13 protein-coding genes are annotated in these 13,521 nt (G+C 30.8%); 2 read left to right on the forward strand and 11 right to left on the reverse strand.

What is annotated here, in order from left to right:
• Positions 1-88 (forward strand): IS3 family transposase (locus tag F553_RS12750; protein ID WP_156809624.1); only part of this gene is annotated, 88 nt, incomplete at its 5' end.
• Between the two features lie 75 nt (positions 89-163).
• Here F553_RS12750 and F553_RS0106150 read toward each other — a convergent pair.
• The 11 genes from F553_RS0106150 to F553_RS0106200 all read right to left on the reverse strand — a co-directional run bounded on the left by F553_RS0106150 (position 164) and on the right by F553_RS0106200 (position 11,277).
• The gene (locus tag F553_RS0106150; protein WP_008537265.1) at positions 164-1,516 is read right to left on the reverse strand and encodes an amino acid permease; all 1,353 of its coding nucleotides are present in this window, start codon (positions 1,514-1,516) and stop codon (positions 164-166) included.
• 114 nt (positions 1,517-1,630) lie between these two features.
• Positions 1,631-2,113 carry a PTS sugar transporter subunit IIA gene (locus tag F553_RS0106155; RefSeq protein WP_018999428.1) on the reverse strand — a complete coding sequence of 161 codons (483 nt, stop codon included), beginning with the start codon at positions 2,111-2,113 and terminating at the stop codon, positions 1,631-1,633.
• 227 nt (positions 2,114-2,340) lie between these two features.
• Positions 2,341-2,787 (reverse strand): DUF2680 domain-containing protein, encoded by a 447-nt coding sequence (locus tag F553_RS0106160; protein ID WP_008537260.1) that lies wholly within the window; start codon positions 2,785-2,787, stop codon positions 2,341-2,343.
• A 78-nt stretch (positions 2,788-2,865) separates the two neighbouring features.
• The gene (locus F553_RS0106165) at positions 2,866-4,302 is read right to left on the reverse strand and encodes a sensor histidine kinase (protein WP_018999429.1); all 1,437 of its coding nucleotides are present in this window, start codon (positions 4,300-4,302) and stop codon (positions 2,866-2,868) included.
• The gene (locus F553_RS0106170; RefSeq protein WP_018999430.1) at positions 4,289-4,981 is read right to left on the reverse strand and encodes a response regulator transcription factor; all 693 of its coding nucleotides are present in this window, start codon (positions 4,979-4,981) and stop codon (positions 4,289-4,291) included. The genes F553_RS0106165 and F553_RS0106170 overlap by 14 nt, the downstream gene beginning before the upstream one ends.
• A 132-nt stretch (positions 4,982-5,113) precedes the next feature.
• Positions 5,114-7,066 (reverse strand): ATP-dependent zinc metalloprotease FtsH, encoded by a 1,953-nt coding sequence (gene ftsH, locus F553_RS0106175; protein WP_008537257.1) that lies wholly within the window; start codon positions 7,064-7,066, stop codon positions 5,114-5,116.
• 93 nt (positions 7,067-7,159) lie between these two features.
• Entirely contained in the window at positions 7,160-7,708 is a 549-nt protein-coding gene (gene hpt, locus F553_RS0106180) for a hypoxanthine phosphoribosyltransferase (RefSeq protein WP_008537255.1), read from the reverse strand.
• 21 nt (positions 7,709-7,729) lie between these two features.
• Positions 7,730-9,196 (reverse strand): tRNA lysidine(34) synthetase TilS, encoded by a 1,467-nt coding sequence (gene tilS, locus F553_RS0106185; protein WP_018999431.1) that lies wholly within the window; start codon positions 9,194-9,196, stop codon positions 7,730-7,732.
• A 94-nt stretch (positions 9,197-9,290) separates the two neighbouring features.
• On the reverse strand, positions 9,291-9,752 hold the full coding sequence (locus tag F553_RS0106190; RefSeq protein WP_008537253.1) for a S1 domain-containing RNA-binding protein: 462 nt from the start codon (positions 9,750-9,752) through the stop codon (positions 9,291-9,293).
• Positions 9,753-9,835: 83 nt separating this feature from the next.
• Complete coding sequence (locus F553_RS0106195; RefSeq protein ID WP_018999432.1) at positions 9,836-10,069, reverse strand: FtsB family cell division protein; 234 nt, start codon at positions 10,067-10,069, stop codon at positions 9,836-9,838.
• A gap of 80 nt (positions 10,070-10,149) precedes the next feature.
• A complete protein-coding gene (locus tag F553_RS0106200; RefSeq protein ID WP_008537251.1) occupies positions 10,150-11,277 on the reverse strand; it encodes an MGDG synthase family glycosyltransferase in 1,128 nt (375 codons plus the stop codon).
• 205 nt (positions 11,278-11,482) lie between these two features.
• Between F553_RS0106200 and recJ the strand changes: the two genes are divergently transcribed.
• A complete protein-coding gene (recJ, locus tag F553_RS0106205) occupies positions 11,483-13,471 on the forward strand; it encodes a single-stranded-DNA-specific exonuclease RecJ (protein ID WP_018999433.1) in 1,989 nt (662 codons plus the stop codon).
• Positions 13,472-13,521 lie beyond the last annotated feature (50 nt).

Below are 13,521 nucleotides of genomic sequence, written 5' to 3' on the forward strand. Positions count from 1 at the left end.
AAAATATTATAATACAAAACGGATAAAGATAAAACTAAAAGGACTTAGTCCTGTAGAATACAGAATTAAATTTCAATTAGTAGCCTAATTAATATGTCCAATATTTTGGGTGCATATCATTTATCTGTACTCTTTATTTCTGTTTATATTTCTATTTTTATATTTATTTTTTCTTTTTAAGCATATAACCGATAGCTAAAATAATAATCCATAAAGGTAAAATATACAAAGCATTTCTAGTATCAGGAATTTGATACATCATGAATGCAATAAAAATCAAAAATACAATACATAAATAATTGATGATTGGATAACCAATAGATTTAAAATGTAAATCTTTATCTTGCCCTAAACGAGCTTTAGCTTTTCTAAATTTCAAATGTGTAACAATGATGATAAACCAACTAACAAGTACCGCTGCTACTGCAATAGAAACTAAATACATAAATACTTTTCCAGGGAAAAGATAATTTAAAACTACTGCGATTAATGTAATTCCTGAAGAAATGAAAATACCAACCATTGGCACACCATTTCTAGTTAAAGCAGTTAAAATCTTAGGAGCATTTCCTTGACTAGCTAAACCATATAACATGCGTGAATTACTATAAATAGCACTATTATAAACAGATATAGCCGCTGTTAATACTACTATATTTAATAAATTTGCTGCAGCAGGTATACCAATATTAGAGAAAATCTGTACAAATGGACTTGCTTCTAATCCTACTTCATTCCATGGATATAAAATCATTAAAACGACTAAAGTACCAATATAAAAAATAAGAATTCGCCAAATAACTTGGTTTATAGCTTTAGGGATAGATTTTTGTGGTTCATCTGCTTCACCTGCAGTAATACCGATTAATTCTATACCGCCAAAAGAGAACATAACTACTACTAAAGAAAGAGCAAGACCCCACCAGCCATTTGGCAAGTAACCGCCATGACTCCAAAGATTGCTAAGATTTTCAGGAAATGTTCCCATATCTGTACAAATAATATATATGCCAAAAATAATCATACAGCAAATAGCAACTACTTTAATAATAGCTGTACAAAATTCAAATTCACCATATAATTTTACATTAATTAAATTAATCACTGTAATGATAATTAAACAAATAAGAGCAGAAAGCCATTGTGGTACATCTGGCAACCAATAATTTATATAAATACCTACAGCTGTTAATTCTACCATACTAACGATGACATAATTCATCCAATAATTCCAACCAGATAAAAAACCTACGAATTCATGCCAATAAGTATTTGCATATGAACTAAATGAGCCAGAAACTGGATTATCTACAGCCATTTCCCCTAACATGCGCATGATAAAAAATATTACACAACCACCAATTAAATAAGATAGTGAAATAGCTGGCCCAGCCAATTGAATTGTTGAAGCCGAACCATAAAATAGACCTGTACCAATAGCGCCACCTAAAGCAATCATCTGTAAATGACGATTTTTCAAACCACGCTTTAGACTTTGCTGTGAATTTGTTTTCATTTTAATTCCCTCCATCAATCAAATAAGGTAATTAATTAAAAACCCTGTAGGTTTTCTATTCCTACAGGGTTTAATTATTAATAGTACAAATAGATGTTACTATTATACACTATTTTATTTGTAATTTAAAAGACCTTTTTCACCAGCAACAACATTTTGTCCAATTTTAAAAACTTCAACTTTATTATTGCCAGTAAAAGCAATAGGAGATACGAGTGATTTACCTGCTTCTTGTACAGCTTCTAAATCCACAACTACTAAAACATCACCTTGTTTTACTTCATCACCGACTTTTATATTAGAAGAAAAACCTTCGCCTTCCATTTCAACTGTATCAATTCCAATATGAATTAATACTTCTGTGCCGTCTTCTTTAGCTTCTAAACCAAAAGCATGACCAGTAGGGAAAGCAGCTGTTACTTTAGCATCAAAAGGTGCAACAACTGTACCATCTGTCAATTCAATACCGCAACCATCACCCATCATTTTTTGAGCAAATGCAGGGTCTGGAATATCGCTCATAGCCACCACTTTACCTGTCATCGGTGAAACAAAATTTTTTTCATTAGACTGAAATAGTTTTGAAAATAATCCCATTTATTTATCCTCCAAAATCTTAAACATACTACTTACGTTTTTTATTTATTATATACTAAGCTAGTATTACATTGCAATAAATATTCTAAATCATCATTAATTTTTGCAATTTAATTTCAAAATTTACTATAAAAAAAGACTTAATCTGGCATATAAACCAAAATTAAGTCTTTTTTATATCTTTAATATATATTTATTAAATTTAATCTGTCAATTTAAGTAATCTTTTACCATCTGCAATCGCCACAGCGGTTATGATGATGTCTGCCACCATCACGATATCCATCACCATTACCATCACGGTAACCGCGACCATAGCCACAACCATATCCATAGCCTTCGCCATCACAAAGAGCTTGTCTTTCTTCAATAGAAGCTAAAATTTTATCTGCTTGTTCTTGAGTAAGTCTGCCATCTGCTACACGTGCTGCTAATTGATCTTTTCTAAGTTCTAAAATTTCTGCTTTAAATTCATCTAATTTGCCAGCTTCTTTAGCGATAGTGCCAAAAGATTTACCTGTATCATGTCTTTCATCAATAACACTTTCTACGCTACGACCAGTGAGTCCAGCAACTATTTCTGCTGGATTATTATAAGCAGATGTTGCAAAAGCTGTAGTTGCAACGCTCAATGCTAATAATCCTGTAACGATAATTTTCTTTAAGTTTTTCATATTTATTCCTCCCTACTTATCTCTTATCTTTGATTATATTGTAGCAAGACTTTTTGTCAAAATTATGTCTTTTTTGTTTTATTTTAATGGTATTTTAAAAATAAATTTTGCCCCACCATCAAAATTATTTTGAGCAATTAGTTCTATATTATGCCTTTCCGCTATCTGTTTTGCTATAGCTAAACCTAAACCTGTACCTACTTTATTATGCTCACCATGAGTTTTGTAAAATCTATCAAAAATATGTGGCAAATCTTTTTCATTTATACCTATGCCATAATCACGAATAATAATTGTGTCATTTTTAACCAAAACATCTACCTTATTATTTTCAAAAGAAAATTTGATGGCATTATCTAATATAATCAAAAACATTTGACGGAGTCTTCCATAATCACCAGAAATTTTTAAATTAGGATTTTCTAAATCAATATTTATATTAATATTTTTATTTTTAGCAATCTGCCTTGCACTTCTAACTACATCAGAAATTACATCATTTAAATTTAACTCCTGCTTTTCAATCGCAAAATCTGGATTTTGTAATCTAGATAAATCAAGTAAATCCCCTACTAATCTTTGCAAAAATTTAGCTTCATTTAACATCTGTAAATGATATTCATCAATTTGATTAGGGTCTGTAATAATCTTATCACAAAGTGCTTCTAAAGAGCCTCTAATAACTGTTACTGGTGTTCTAAGTTCATGTGATATATTAGACACAAAATCCTTTCGCATTTGTTCTAATTTTAAACTTTCTTTACTAGCTTCATCTAAACGTCCAGCTAATAAATCCATTACATTTGCCAATTCTCCAACTTCATCTTTCTGTTTTATATTACATTTAGCCTGATAATTACCTTCGGCTAATTGCATTGCCACAGATTTCATCTTTGTCAAAGGTTTAGTGAAAAAATATGAAAATAATATTGCTAAAGCTAAAACAATAATAAGTGCTAAAATTATACTTATGCCTAAAATCATAAGCCCTTGATAAATCCCATCAGTGGTACCTTCTACAGGTGAATGCAATAATACAGCTCCCCATACTTTTCCATTTGCATCTTTTATCGGCACACCTACAGTTAACGTCAATTGTGATAAAACATCACTAAATCCTTCACTAAATACTGTTTTATCTTGAAAAACTTCTCTGATAACCTCACTGGCATTTGGTGGCAACTCAGAAAAAGTATAATTTGCATGCATCATTTTATGATGTTGCATATTTCTTGGTGTGATGACATTCATATTCTCGTCTACAATCCAGACATTATAGCCCATAATTTCACTACTAAAATATAAATGCGCGCCATATCCCATACCATTATATCGTTTACCACTTGATAATGATTGTGCTAGCGATTGTGCATAATTTTGTAATTGCGTCTTATGCAAATCCACAGTATATTGCTTGAATAACACTAAAAACACACCACTGATTATAATGGAAAAAATTATCAAAGCTAGCGCAAAACTTAAGCTTAATTTTAGAGCTATTTTATTGTTTAACATCATCACTTACCTCAAATTTATAGCCAACTCCCCAGATAGTTTTTATTTCCCACTTATCATGAGGATATTTTTCCAATTTAGCACGCAATCTCTTTATATGGCTATCCACTGTTCTACTATCGCCGATATAATCATATCCCCATAATTTATTCAATAACATATCACGAGAAAAAACTCTATCTTTTTTTGTAGCTAAAGTCCATAAGATTTCAATTTCTTTTTTTGTAAGTGATAATACTTTATTATCTATACTCACTGTATAATCAGCTAAATTTATCTGTAAATTATCATAACTAAAAACTTGTAAATTTTCTGTTTTAGGCTGAATACGTCTTAAAATAGCCTTTATTCTAGCCATTATCTCTCCTGGTGAAAAAGGTTTTACTATATAATCATCAGCACCAATTTCCAGTCCCATAATCTTTTCAAAATCTTCACCACGAGCAGTAATCATTATAATTGGCACATTAGAAGTTTTGCGAATTACTCGACACACTTCAAAACCATCTATTTTAGGCATCATGACATCTAATAAAATAATATCTGGTCTTTCCCTTTGAAATACATCTAAAGCCTCTTGTCCATCTACAGCAATAACAGTTTGATATCCTTCCTTTTTAGCATAAGCTTCTAAAATAGAAGTAATTTGTTTATTATCATCTACAATCAAAACCTTCATAAAAAAACTCCCTTTATATCTATATTTTTTATTCTAAAAGTTTATAAAAAAAGTGCATAAGATAAAGTAAAAACTTTTTCTTACACACTTTTAGCTTACCCTATTTTTATATTACAAACAAGGTGAATATATTTAGATTTTTTCAGTAGTGGAAATAGCAGGTTCTTTAGCTACAGCATCTGCTTGTTTTTCTTCTACTACTTCAGCATTTTTCACTTCTTCTGTAGTGGAAGTTTCTTTTTCTTCGCTATTTGCTTCTTTGATTTCGCAAACGCCTTCTAAGCTACCAGTTTCCATGATAATTTTTAAATCTTTTTCTTCTAAAGTTTCTTTTTCAATCAAAGCTTTAGCGATTAAATGAAGTTTATCTATATTTTCGATTAATAATTTACGACATTCATCGTAAGCTTCTTCAATATAACGACGAACTTCTTTATCAATAGCACAAGCTACATCTTCACTGTAATTGCGTTGATTATTGAAATCACGACCTAAGAATACTTGATGATCTTGTCCATCACCAAAAGCAATTGGACCTAATACATCGCTCATACCATATTGAGTAATCATGCTACGAACTAAACCAGAAGCTTGTTGAATATCATTAGAAGCACCTGTACTGATTTCTTTAAGTACAACTTCTTCAGCAACACGACCACCGAGCATAGTTTTCAATCTATCAAGTAACTCTCCACGTGTAGCATAAGAGCGATCTTCTTTTGGTAACATTAAAGTATAACCACCAGCTCTACCACGAGGAATAATTGTTACTTTATGCACAGGATCAGCATTTGGTAATAATAAACCAATTAACGCATGACCACCTTCATGATATGCAGTTAGACGTTTTTCACGATCACTGATTACTTTAGATTTTCTTTCAGGACCTGCAATTACACGTTCTATTGACTCTTCTAAAGAATTCATAGAAATAGTCTTTTTATTTCTGCGTGCAGATAAAAGCGCAGCTTCATTTACGAGATTGCTTAAATCAGCACCTGTAAAACCTGGTGTACGGCGAGCTAATACATCAAGATTAACATCACTATCTACAGGTTTACCTTTTGTATGCACTTTTAAAATAGCTTCACGGCCACGAACGTCTGGTCTATCAACAACGATTTGTCTATCAAAACGTCCTGGACGTAAAAGAGCTGGGTCTAAGATATCTGGTCTATTTGTAGCTGCGATGATAATAATACCTTCATTAGCTGCAAACCCGTCCATTTCAACGAGTAATTGGTTAAGTGTTTGTTCACGTTCATCATGACCGCCACCTAAACCTGCTCCACGCTGACGACCAACAGCATCAATTTCATCGATAAATACGATACATGGTGCATTTTTCTTGGCTTGTTCAAATAAATCACGAACACGAGATGCACCAACACCAACGAACATTTCCACAAAATCAGAACCACTGATAGTGAAGAATGGAACGCCAGCTTCACCAGCTACAGCTTTAGCAAGTAAAGTTTTACCTGTACCTGGAGGGCCAAATAATAATACACCTTTTGGAATTCTTGCACCAAGGTCATTGAATTTCTTTGGATGTTTTAAGAACTCTACAACTTCAGCAAGTTCTTGTTTTGCTTCATCAGCACCAGCAACATCACTGAAAGTAACTTTTACTTTACCATCACCCATCATTTTGGCACGGCTTTTACCAAAGCTCATTACACGGCTACCGCCACCTTGTGACTGTTGCATGATGAAAAACCATACACCAATGAGTAAAAGCATAGGAAGTAAAGAAGAAAATAATGTTGTCCACCATGGTGTTTCAGGCGGATTTTCTGCTTTTATATCTACGCCATTATCGCGAAGAGTTTTTACAAGTTCTTCATCACTATTTGGATATCCTGGAGTAATAGTTGTAAATTCTGTACCATCTTTCAATGTACCTTTAATATTGCTATTTTGCATAACAACTTTAGCTACATTTTTGTCATCGACTTGTTTTACAAATTCAGTGTAATTTATTTCTTGTTTATTGCTTGTATCTACTGAAAAATGGTCGATTACAGTTATTGCTACAAGAATGATTAACAAGTAAAAACCCACATTCCTCAAAAATTTATTCAATCTTATGCCTCCTCATAGCATTGTCTTCAAATCATAATGATTAATTATATCATATAAACAAGTTAATTAATAGTTATTCTATGTTAATTATCATTATTTTGTATATACTTCTGGTTTTAAAATACCAATATATGGTAAATTACGATATTTGCTATCATAGTCTAAACCATAGCCAACTAAAAATTCGTTAGGCACTTCAAATCCTACATAATCAACTTTTACATCAACTTCTCTGCGTTCAGGTTTATTTAATAATGCACATAATTTTACGCTAGCTGGATGACGAGATTCCATATTTTTCAATAAATAAGATAAAGTAAGACCAGAATCTACAATATCTTCAATGATGATAACATGTTTGCCTTCAATGCTAAAATCTAAATCTTTTAAGATTTTAACTGCACCGCTACTAGTAGAACCTTTACCATAACTAGATGCTGCCATAAAATCAAAAGATACAGGAACATTGATTTCACGTACTAAATCAGCGTAGAAAATAATAGCACCTTTTAAAATACCAATAGCATAAATTTCTTTACCAGCATAATCACGATTGATTTCATCTGCAATTCTCTTTACACCTTCACGTAATTGCTCTTCTGTATAAAGTACACTCTGGATATCATCTTTCATTGTTTTCATAATTTAAAACCCACCTAATTATTATTTTTTTAATTTTAAATATAGTATATGTTTACTATTTTTATTTACTAAATAATTATTATCTTGTTGTATACCAGCTATCCAAATAATTCCCTTTTCATCACAAATCAAAGGAATTTTATCTCTATCTTCTGTCGGTATCTTTCTATCAATTAGAATGTCTTTTACTTTTTTACTGCCTGTCATGCCTTTAGGAGTTATTCTATCCCCATTTTGTCTTTTGCGAATAAATAAAGCTCCCTTAATCTTATCCATATCAACAAAACAATGTTCTCGACCAGATAATTTCATGACCTCATCTTGCCCGCAGATTTTATCTATAATCAATGATTGTTCATAAGGCAATTTTATTTCTTTTTTCGTCAAAAGTAAACCTAAATCTATTTTTATGGATATATTTTGCTCTTTTTCCTCAGAATTTTCAATTGGCAAAATTTCTTTTTCACTAAAAGTTAATCTATCATAATTTATCTTTACTTGCAAATTCTTCGGTAATTGCAAAATTAAACCAGTATGTCCATTGTATAAAAACTTATCAATTTTATCAATATGAACAAAACTAATATTTTCTAAATTCCTTTTAAATTCTTTTATAATATACCTATATAAAGCATTTCTTATTGCCTTATGTTCTTGTTTTAATACTTTGATATCTATTTTTATATATTTTCTACCTTGATTATCTATATCTACTATGACTTTATCTCGATAAAAATTTTTTACATAGTAATTTATAAAATCATTTTCTTGAGCAATAATCTTGGCACTATTGCAAATAGCTGTTACTACTTTAGGATTATATGCTTTTAATCTAGGGATTAAATCTAAACGTATGCGATTGCGTTCATAATCTAAACAATTATTCGTTTCATCTAAACAAGGATTGATATTTTCAACTGAGCAATATGCTTCAATTTCTTCACGATATAAACATAAAAATGGTCGTATAATATCTTCATTTTTAGCTTTCATACCGCTAAGACCTGCTGTTCCTGCACCTCTTAAAAGATGCTGTAGTATAGTTTCTGCTTGGTCATTTAAATGATGTGCTGTTACTATTTTTGTAGCATTTTGTGCTTTCGCTATTTTGCGTAAAAATTGATAACGCAATTTTCTAGCCAAAGTTTCTACAGATAATTTTTCTGTTTTAAGATGCTCTAATACATTTAAATGTTCCATAAAAAAAGGAATATTTTTTTGCTCACAATAATTTTTTACATACCATGCATCATTTAATGAACTTTCCTTGCGAATACCATGTTCAGCATGAGCTACAATAATCTCTAATTTATATTTAACACTGAGTTTTTGGAAGATATCCACAAGTGCCATAGAATCTGGCCCACCGGAACAAGCAATCAATAATTTATCATGAGCCTTAAATAAATCATATTCTCTAGCAAAATTTTCTACGCGCTCAATTATTTCCATTATATTTATTACATCTACATTATTATTTACGCTCATAAAAAAATTACCTCAAGATTAAATTCATATTCATATAATTTCCCAGCTATTAACAAAAAGCACTCTTTAAAAAATTAAAGAGTGCTTCTTAGTTTTATTCATATTTACGAGAACCGCCACCACGGCCACCACGTTTAGAATCTGTCTTACGACGTAAATCAGTAAGTTTTTCATCACTATCTTTTAAAAACTTGGATAATTTATCTTCAAAAGAAGCGCCGCTATTATTGTGTTTACGGAAGTCATTATTAAATTGCTTACGAGGAGCAGGACGATAATTACTACTCTGTGCAGGACGAGTATTTTGTTCTTCGACTTTTTTCTCCTGTAATTGTTTAATAGATAAACCTATTTTTCCATGGTCATCAACACTTAGTACTTTAACTTTGACTTTGTCTTTTTCTTTCAAAAAATCATTTACATCTTTAACGTAAACATCTGCAACTTCAGAGATATGTACTAAACCAACTTTTCCACCAGGTAATTCAACAAAAGCGCCAAATTTAGTAATACCTGTTACAACACCTTCTAGGATATTGCCAACTTCGATTGACATACTACTTTTATGTCCTCCTTAAGATAATTAGCTTTAAGCTTTTATTATTATAACCTTGCTAAACAAATAGTGTCAATAAAATGTTATTCTTTTTCTTCAGAAATATATGGCACTTCGCCTGGTTTTGTCATACCTAGCTCTTCACGAGCTACTTTTTCCACATATTCGAGCTTATTTAAATTATCTTTTTCTCTACTTAATTCTTCATTTATTTGCTTTGCTTTATTTAATCGCTCTTCGGCTATAATAGTCTGTTCTTCTACTTGGCTTAAATACACTTCTTGTTTAATAATTATAAATCCTAAATAACCAATCATTATCACAAAAGCGAATATTATAAACCGCTCCATTATTTTTCTGAACATATTTTCACCTATTAATTTATATTTCCCTAATACTAATCTAAACCTAACATATTTGCAATAACATCTGCTATATTATCGGAAGCATATGGTTTCTTTAATACCTTAGCATTATTTCTAAGTTTTGGCAAAATAGTTGCATCAGATAATACTTCACGTACTACTGCATCTAAAGTATCTTGATGTTTCACCCAAATAGCAGCACCATTATCAGAAACAAATTTTGCATTATCCACCTCTGGCCCTGGTATTGGGTCATGTAAAATCATTGGTAATTCTCTAGTCAATGCTTCACTTATTGTAAGTGCACCAGGTTTACTAATTAAGAATGTAGCCACAGACATAAATTCTTGAATATTATGCGAATATCCCCATACGAAAATTTTATGCTTGGAATGCTGTGCATATTCATTCATCTCTGACCAAAGCGCTACATTTGCTCCTGTAATTACGAGAATTTGAATATCTTTTTTCAAGCGTTCTAATTGGCAAAGTGCATTTTTTACGCCACCTAAACCAAGACCGCCACCCATAATCAAAGCTACAGGTTTATCTTTTTCCAATTTGAATTTTGCCAATAAATCATCTCGATTATAATCTACACGGAAATTATATCCCACAGGTATACCTGTAACAAAAATACGTTCTTCTAATAAACCTTGATTTACCATTTCTTTTTTCAATAAATCATTAGCAGTAAAATAAATATCAATATTTTTATATAACCAAAATTGATGTACACAAAAATCTGTCATCACTGTGATTAAAGGAATATTTATTTCCCCTGTTTGCTTTAGATAAGATGCAGCTGCACATGGAAAAGGATGAGTACAAATCACCATATCAGCTTCATATTTTTTTATAAGCTCACGCATATCTTTTTTCATAGCATGAGCAAAAACAGATTGTATAGTACTTCCTTTTGTAGAATCTGATGTAAATTTATAGAAAAATTCATACACGCTTGGTGTATGGTCGAGCATCTTTAAATATATATCTTTAACTAGACTATTGAAATAGGCTGTTTCTGTTGACATAAAATCAATAACATTTATTTTATTGACAGGATATTTTCTCTTTATTGCCTCTGCAACAGCATTGGCAGCCTTATTATGACCAGACCCCATTGATGCTGTAACCACTAGAATATTTTTACCTGACATATATTTTCCCCCAGATTATCAACTTAGTTCAATCATATTTTAATTTCGAATTTGTTAAATATGTATTAAAGTCTTCTTATTACTTGCAATAATTTACATTTTATCATATTCATTTTATACTGTAAAACAAATAGCTATTAATTATATGTAAAAAATAAATTAAATACTATCTATAAAAATCAAGTATAGGAGGTAATATTTATTTATGAATAAACGTTGGGAAATTCTACCCATTGATGAAAAAAAACAAATCTTATTAGAAAAGAATTTGCATATATCTTCTAGTCTAGCTGAAATTTTAACTAGAAAAAATCTTGATGAAAACTCAGCTAAATTATTTCTCAATCCCACAAAAATTCCCTATCATGACCCTTTTTTTCTAAAAGATATGGAAAAAGCTTGCCAAAGACTTTTATTAGCTTTAAAAAATAAAGAAAAAATCTGCATTTATGGTGATTATGATGTAGATGGTGTCAGCTCCACTGCTCTTTTAATGACAGTTTTTACTAGATTAGGCTTTAATATAGACTATTATTTACCTGACCGCCATAGCGAAGGCTATGGTCTTCATATCGAATCCCTACAAAAATTAATACCTAAATACGATTTATTAATCACTGTTGACTGTGGTATTACAGCTCTTGATGAAGTTGATTATGCCAAAGATAAAATTGATATGATTATCACAGACCACCATTTACCTCGTGAAATTCTTCCTGATGCCTTTGCTATTATCAACCCTACACAATCACAATGTAATTATCCCAACAAAAATCTTTGCGGTGTAGGTGTAGCCTTCAAACTTTGTCAAGGACTATATCAAAGCTTAAATAAGGATATTCATGAATTAGAAAATTATTTGGATATTGTAGCTTTAGGCACTATAGCTGATATTGTACCTCTTGTTGACGAAAATCGTCGCATTGTCAAAAAAGGATTAGCTCATATTCAAAACTTAGGTATAAAAACTTTAATTGAAATCTGCAATTATGATGAAAATAATATAAATACGGGTCATATTGGTTTTGGTGTAGCTCCTCGTCTAAATGCTGCGGGAAGATTGACTCATGCTAGCATTGCTGTTGAATTATTATTAACCACTGATAAACAAACAGCTCATCAAAAAGCATTATATCTAGATGAAGAAAATAAACAACGTCAAGAAATTGTAGAAAATATTTTTCACGAAGCTGTCAAAAAAATTGAAGAAAATAATCTTCAAGAAAATAAAATCATCATTGTTGTTGGCGAAAATTGGCATGAAGGTGTTATCGGTATAGCAGCTTCTCGCCTACAAGAAAAATATTATCGACCTATAATAATCATAGCGACTAAAGATAATATTGGTAAAGCCTCTTGCCGTAGCATAGATGGACTCCATATGAAAAATGCCCTCACTTATTGTGAACAAGATTTAATGGTTTATGGAGGTCATTCCAAAGCAGCAGGTTTTACGATTGATTTAGCTAAATTAGATGATTTTATTTCACATATGCAAACATATGCTAATGAACATTTAATAGATGAAGATTTAATACCAATTTATCAAGTAGAAACAGTTTTAACACCTCAAGATATAACCATGGATTTTATCGAGGAATTATCTTTACTTGAACCTTTTGGCATGGGAAATCCTAAACCACAATTTGTCTGTCAAAATCTTTTAGTCACTAAAAGCATGAAAATGGGCAAAGAAAATAATCATTTACGTTTTAATTTTGCTTATAATAATACACAATATACTGCTATTGGTTGGCATATGGCAGATGTTGCCGATGATATAAATAATAAATATGTAGATATTTTATTCCAGCCTGAATTAAACCACTGGAATGACCATACTTATCTACAATTTAAATTAAGTGATTTACGTCAAAGCAAACGAAAAATTTCTTATTTAGAAGAATTTCCTGCTTATGACACAATCGGCAAAATATATCTTTGTCTGCGCAATCAAGAAAAAAAATATGGTCAAAGTATATTTTCCCTTAAAGATTGTCAAGCTTTATTAAAACAAATTTACAATCTAAATTTATCTGATTACAGTATAAAACAATGCCTGATTATTTTAAGTGAAATTAACATTTTAACGATAAATCAAGATAAAATTAAATTATTATCTTTACCTAATCAAAAAATAGATATAAAAAATTCTCCGACTTTTGCTAAGCGATTTAATCTACAAAAGCTTTAAAAACCTTGATAAATTGACTTGAAATAATTTATTATATATAATTATAGAAG

This window comes from Megamonas rupellensis DSM 19944 (genome assembly GCF_000378365.1).
In the GTDB taxonomy this organism is placed as follows: Bacteria; Bacillota; Negativicutes; order Selenomonadales; family Selenomonadaceae; genus Megamonas; species Megamonas funiformis.

Excerpts from the sequence above, each read along its gene's own strand:
- F553_RS0106150 (WP_008537265.1), bottom strand. The coding sequence starts at position 1,516 with ATGAAAACAAATTCACAGCAAAGTCTAAAGCGTGGTTTGAAAAATCGT.
- F553_RS0106155 (WP_018999428.1), bottom strand. The coding sequence starts at position 2,113 with ATGGGATTATTTTCAAAACTATTTCAGTCTAATGAAAAAAATTTTGTT.
- F553_RS0106160 (WP_008537260.1), bottom strand. The coding sequence starts at position 2,787 with ATGAAAAACTTAAAGAAAATTATCGTTACAGGATTATTAGCATTGAGC.
- F553_RS0106165 (WP_018999429.1), bottom strand. The coding sequence starts at position 4,302 with ATGTTAAACAATAAAATAGCTCTAAAATTAAGCTTAAGTTTTGCGCTA.
- F553_RS0106170 (WP_018999430.1), bottom strand. The coding sequence starts at position 4,981 with ATGAAGGTTTTGATTGTAGATGATAATAAACAAATTACTTCTATTTTA.
- hpt (WP_008537255.1), bottom strand. The coding sequence starts at position 7,708 with ATGAAAACAATGAAAGATGATATCCAGAGTGTACTTTATACAGAAGAG.
- tilS (WP_018999431.1), bottom strand. The coding sequence starts at position 9,196 with ATGAGCGTAAATAATAATGTAGATGTAATAAATATAATGGAAATAATT.
- F553_RS0106190 (WP_008537253.1), bottom strand. The coding sequence starts at position 9,752 with ATGTCAATCGAAGTTGGCAATATCCTAGAAGGTGTTGTAACAGGTATT.
- F553_RS0106195 (WP_018999432.1), bottom strand. The coding sequence starts at position 10,069 with ATGATTGGTTATTTAGGATTTATAATTATTAAACAAGAAGTGTATTTA.
- F553_RS0106200 (WP_008537251.1), bottom strand. The coding sequence starts at position 11,277 with ATGTCAGGTAAAAATATTCTAGTGGTTACAGCATCAATGGGGTCTGGT.
- recJ (WP_018999433.1), top strand. The coding sequence starts at position 11,483 with ATGAATAAACGTTGGGAAATTCTACCCATTGATGAAAAAAAACAAATC.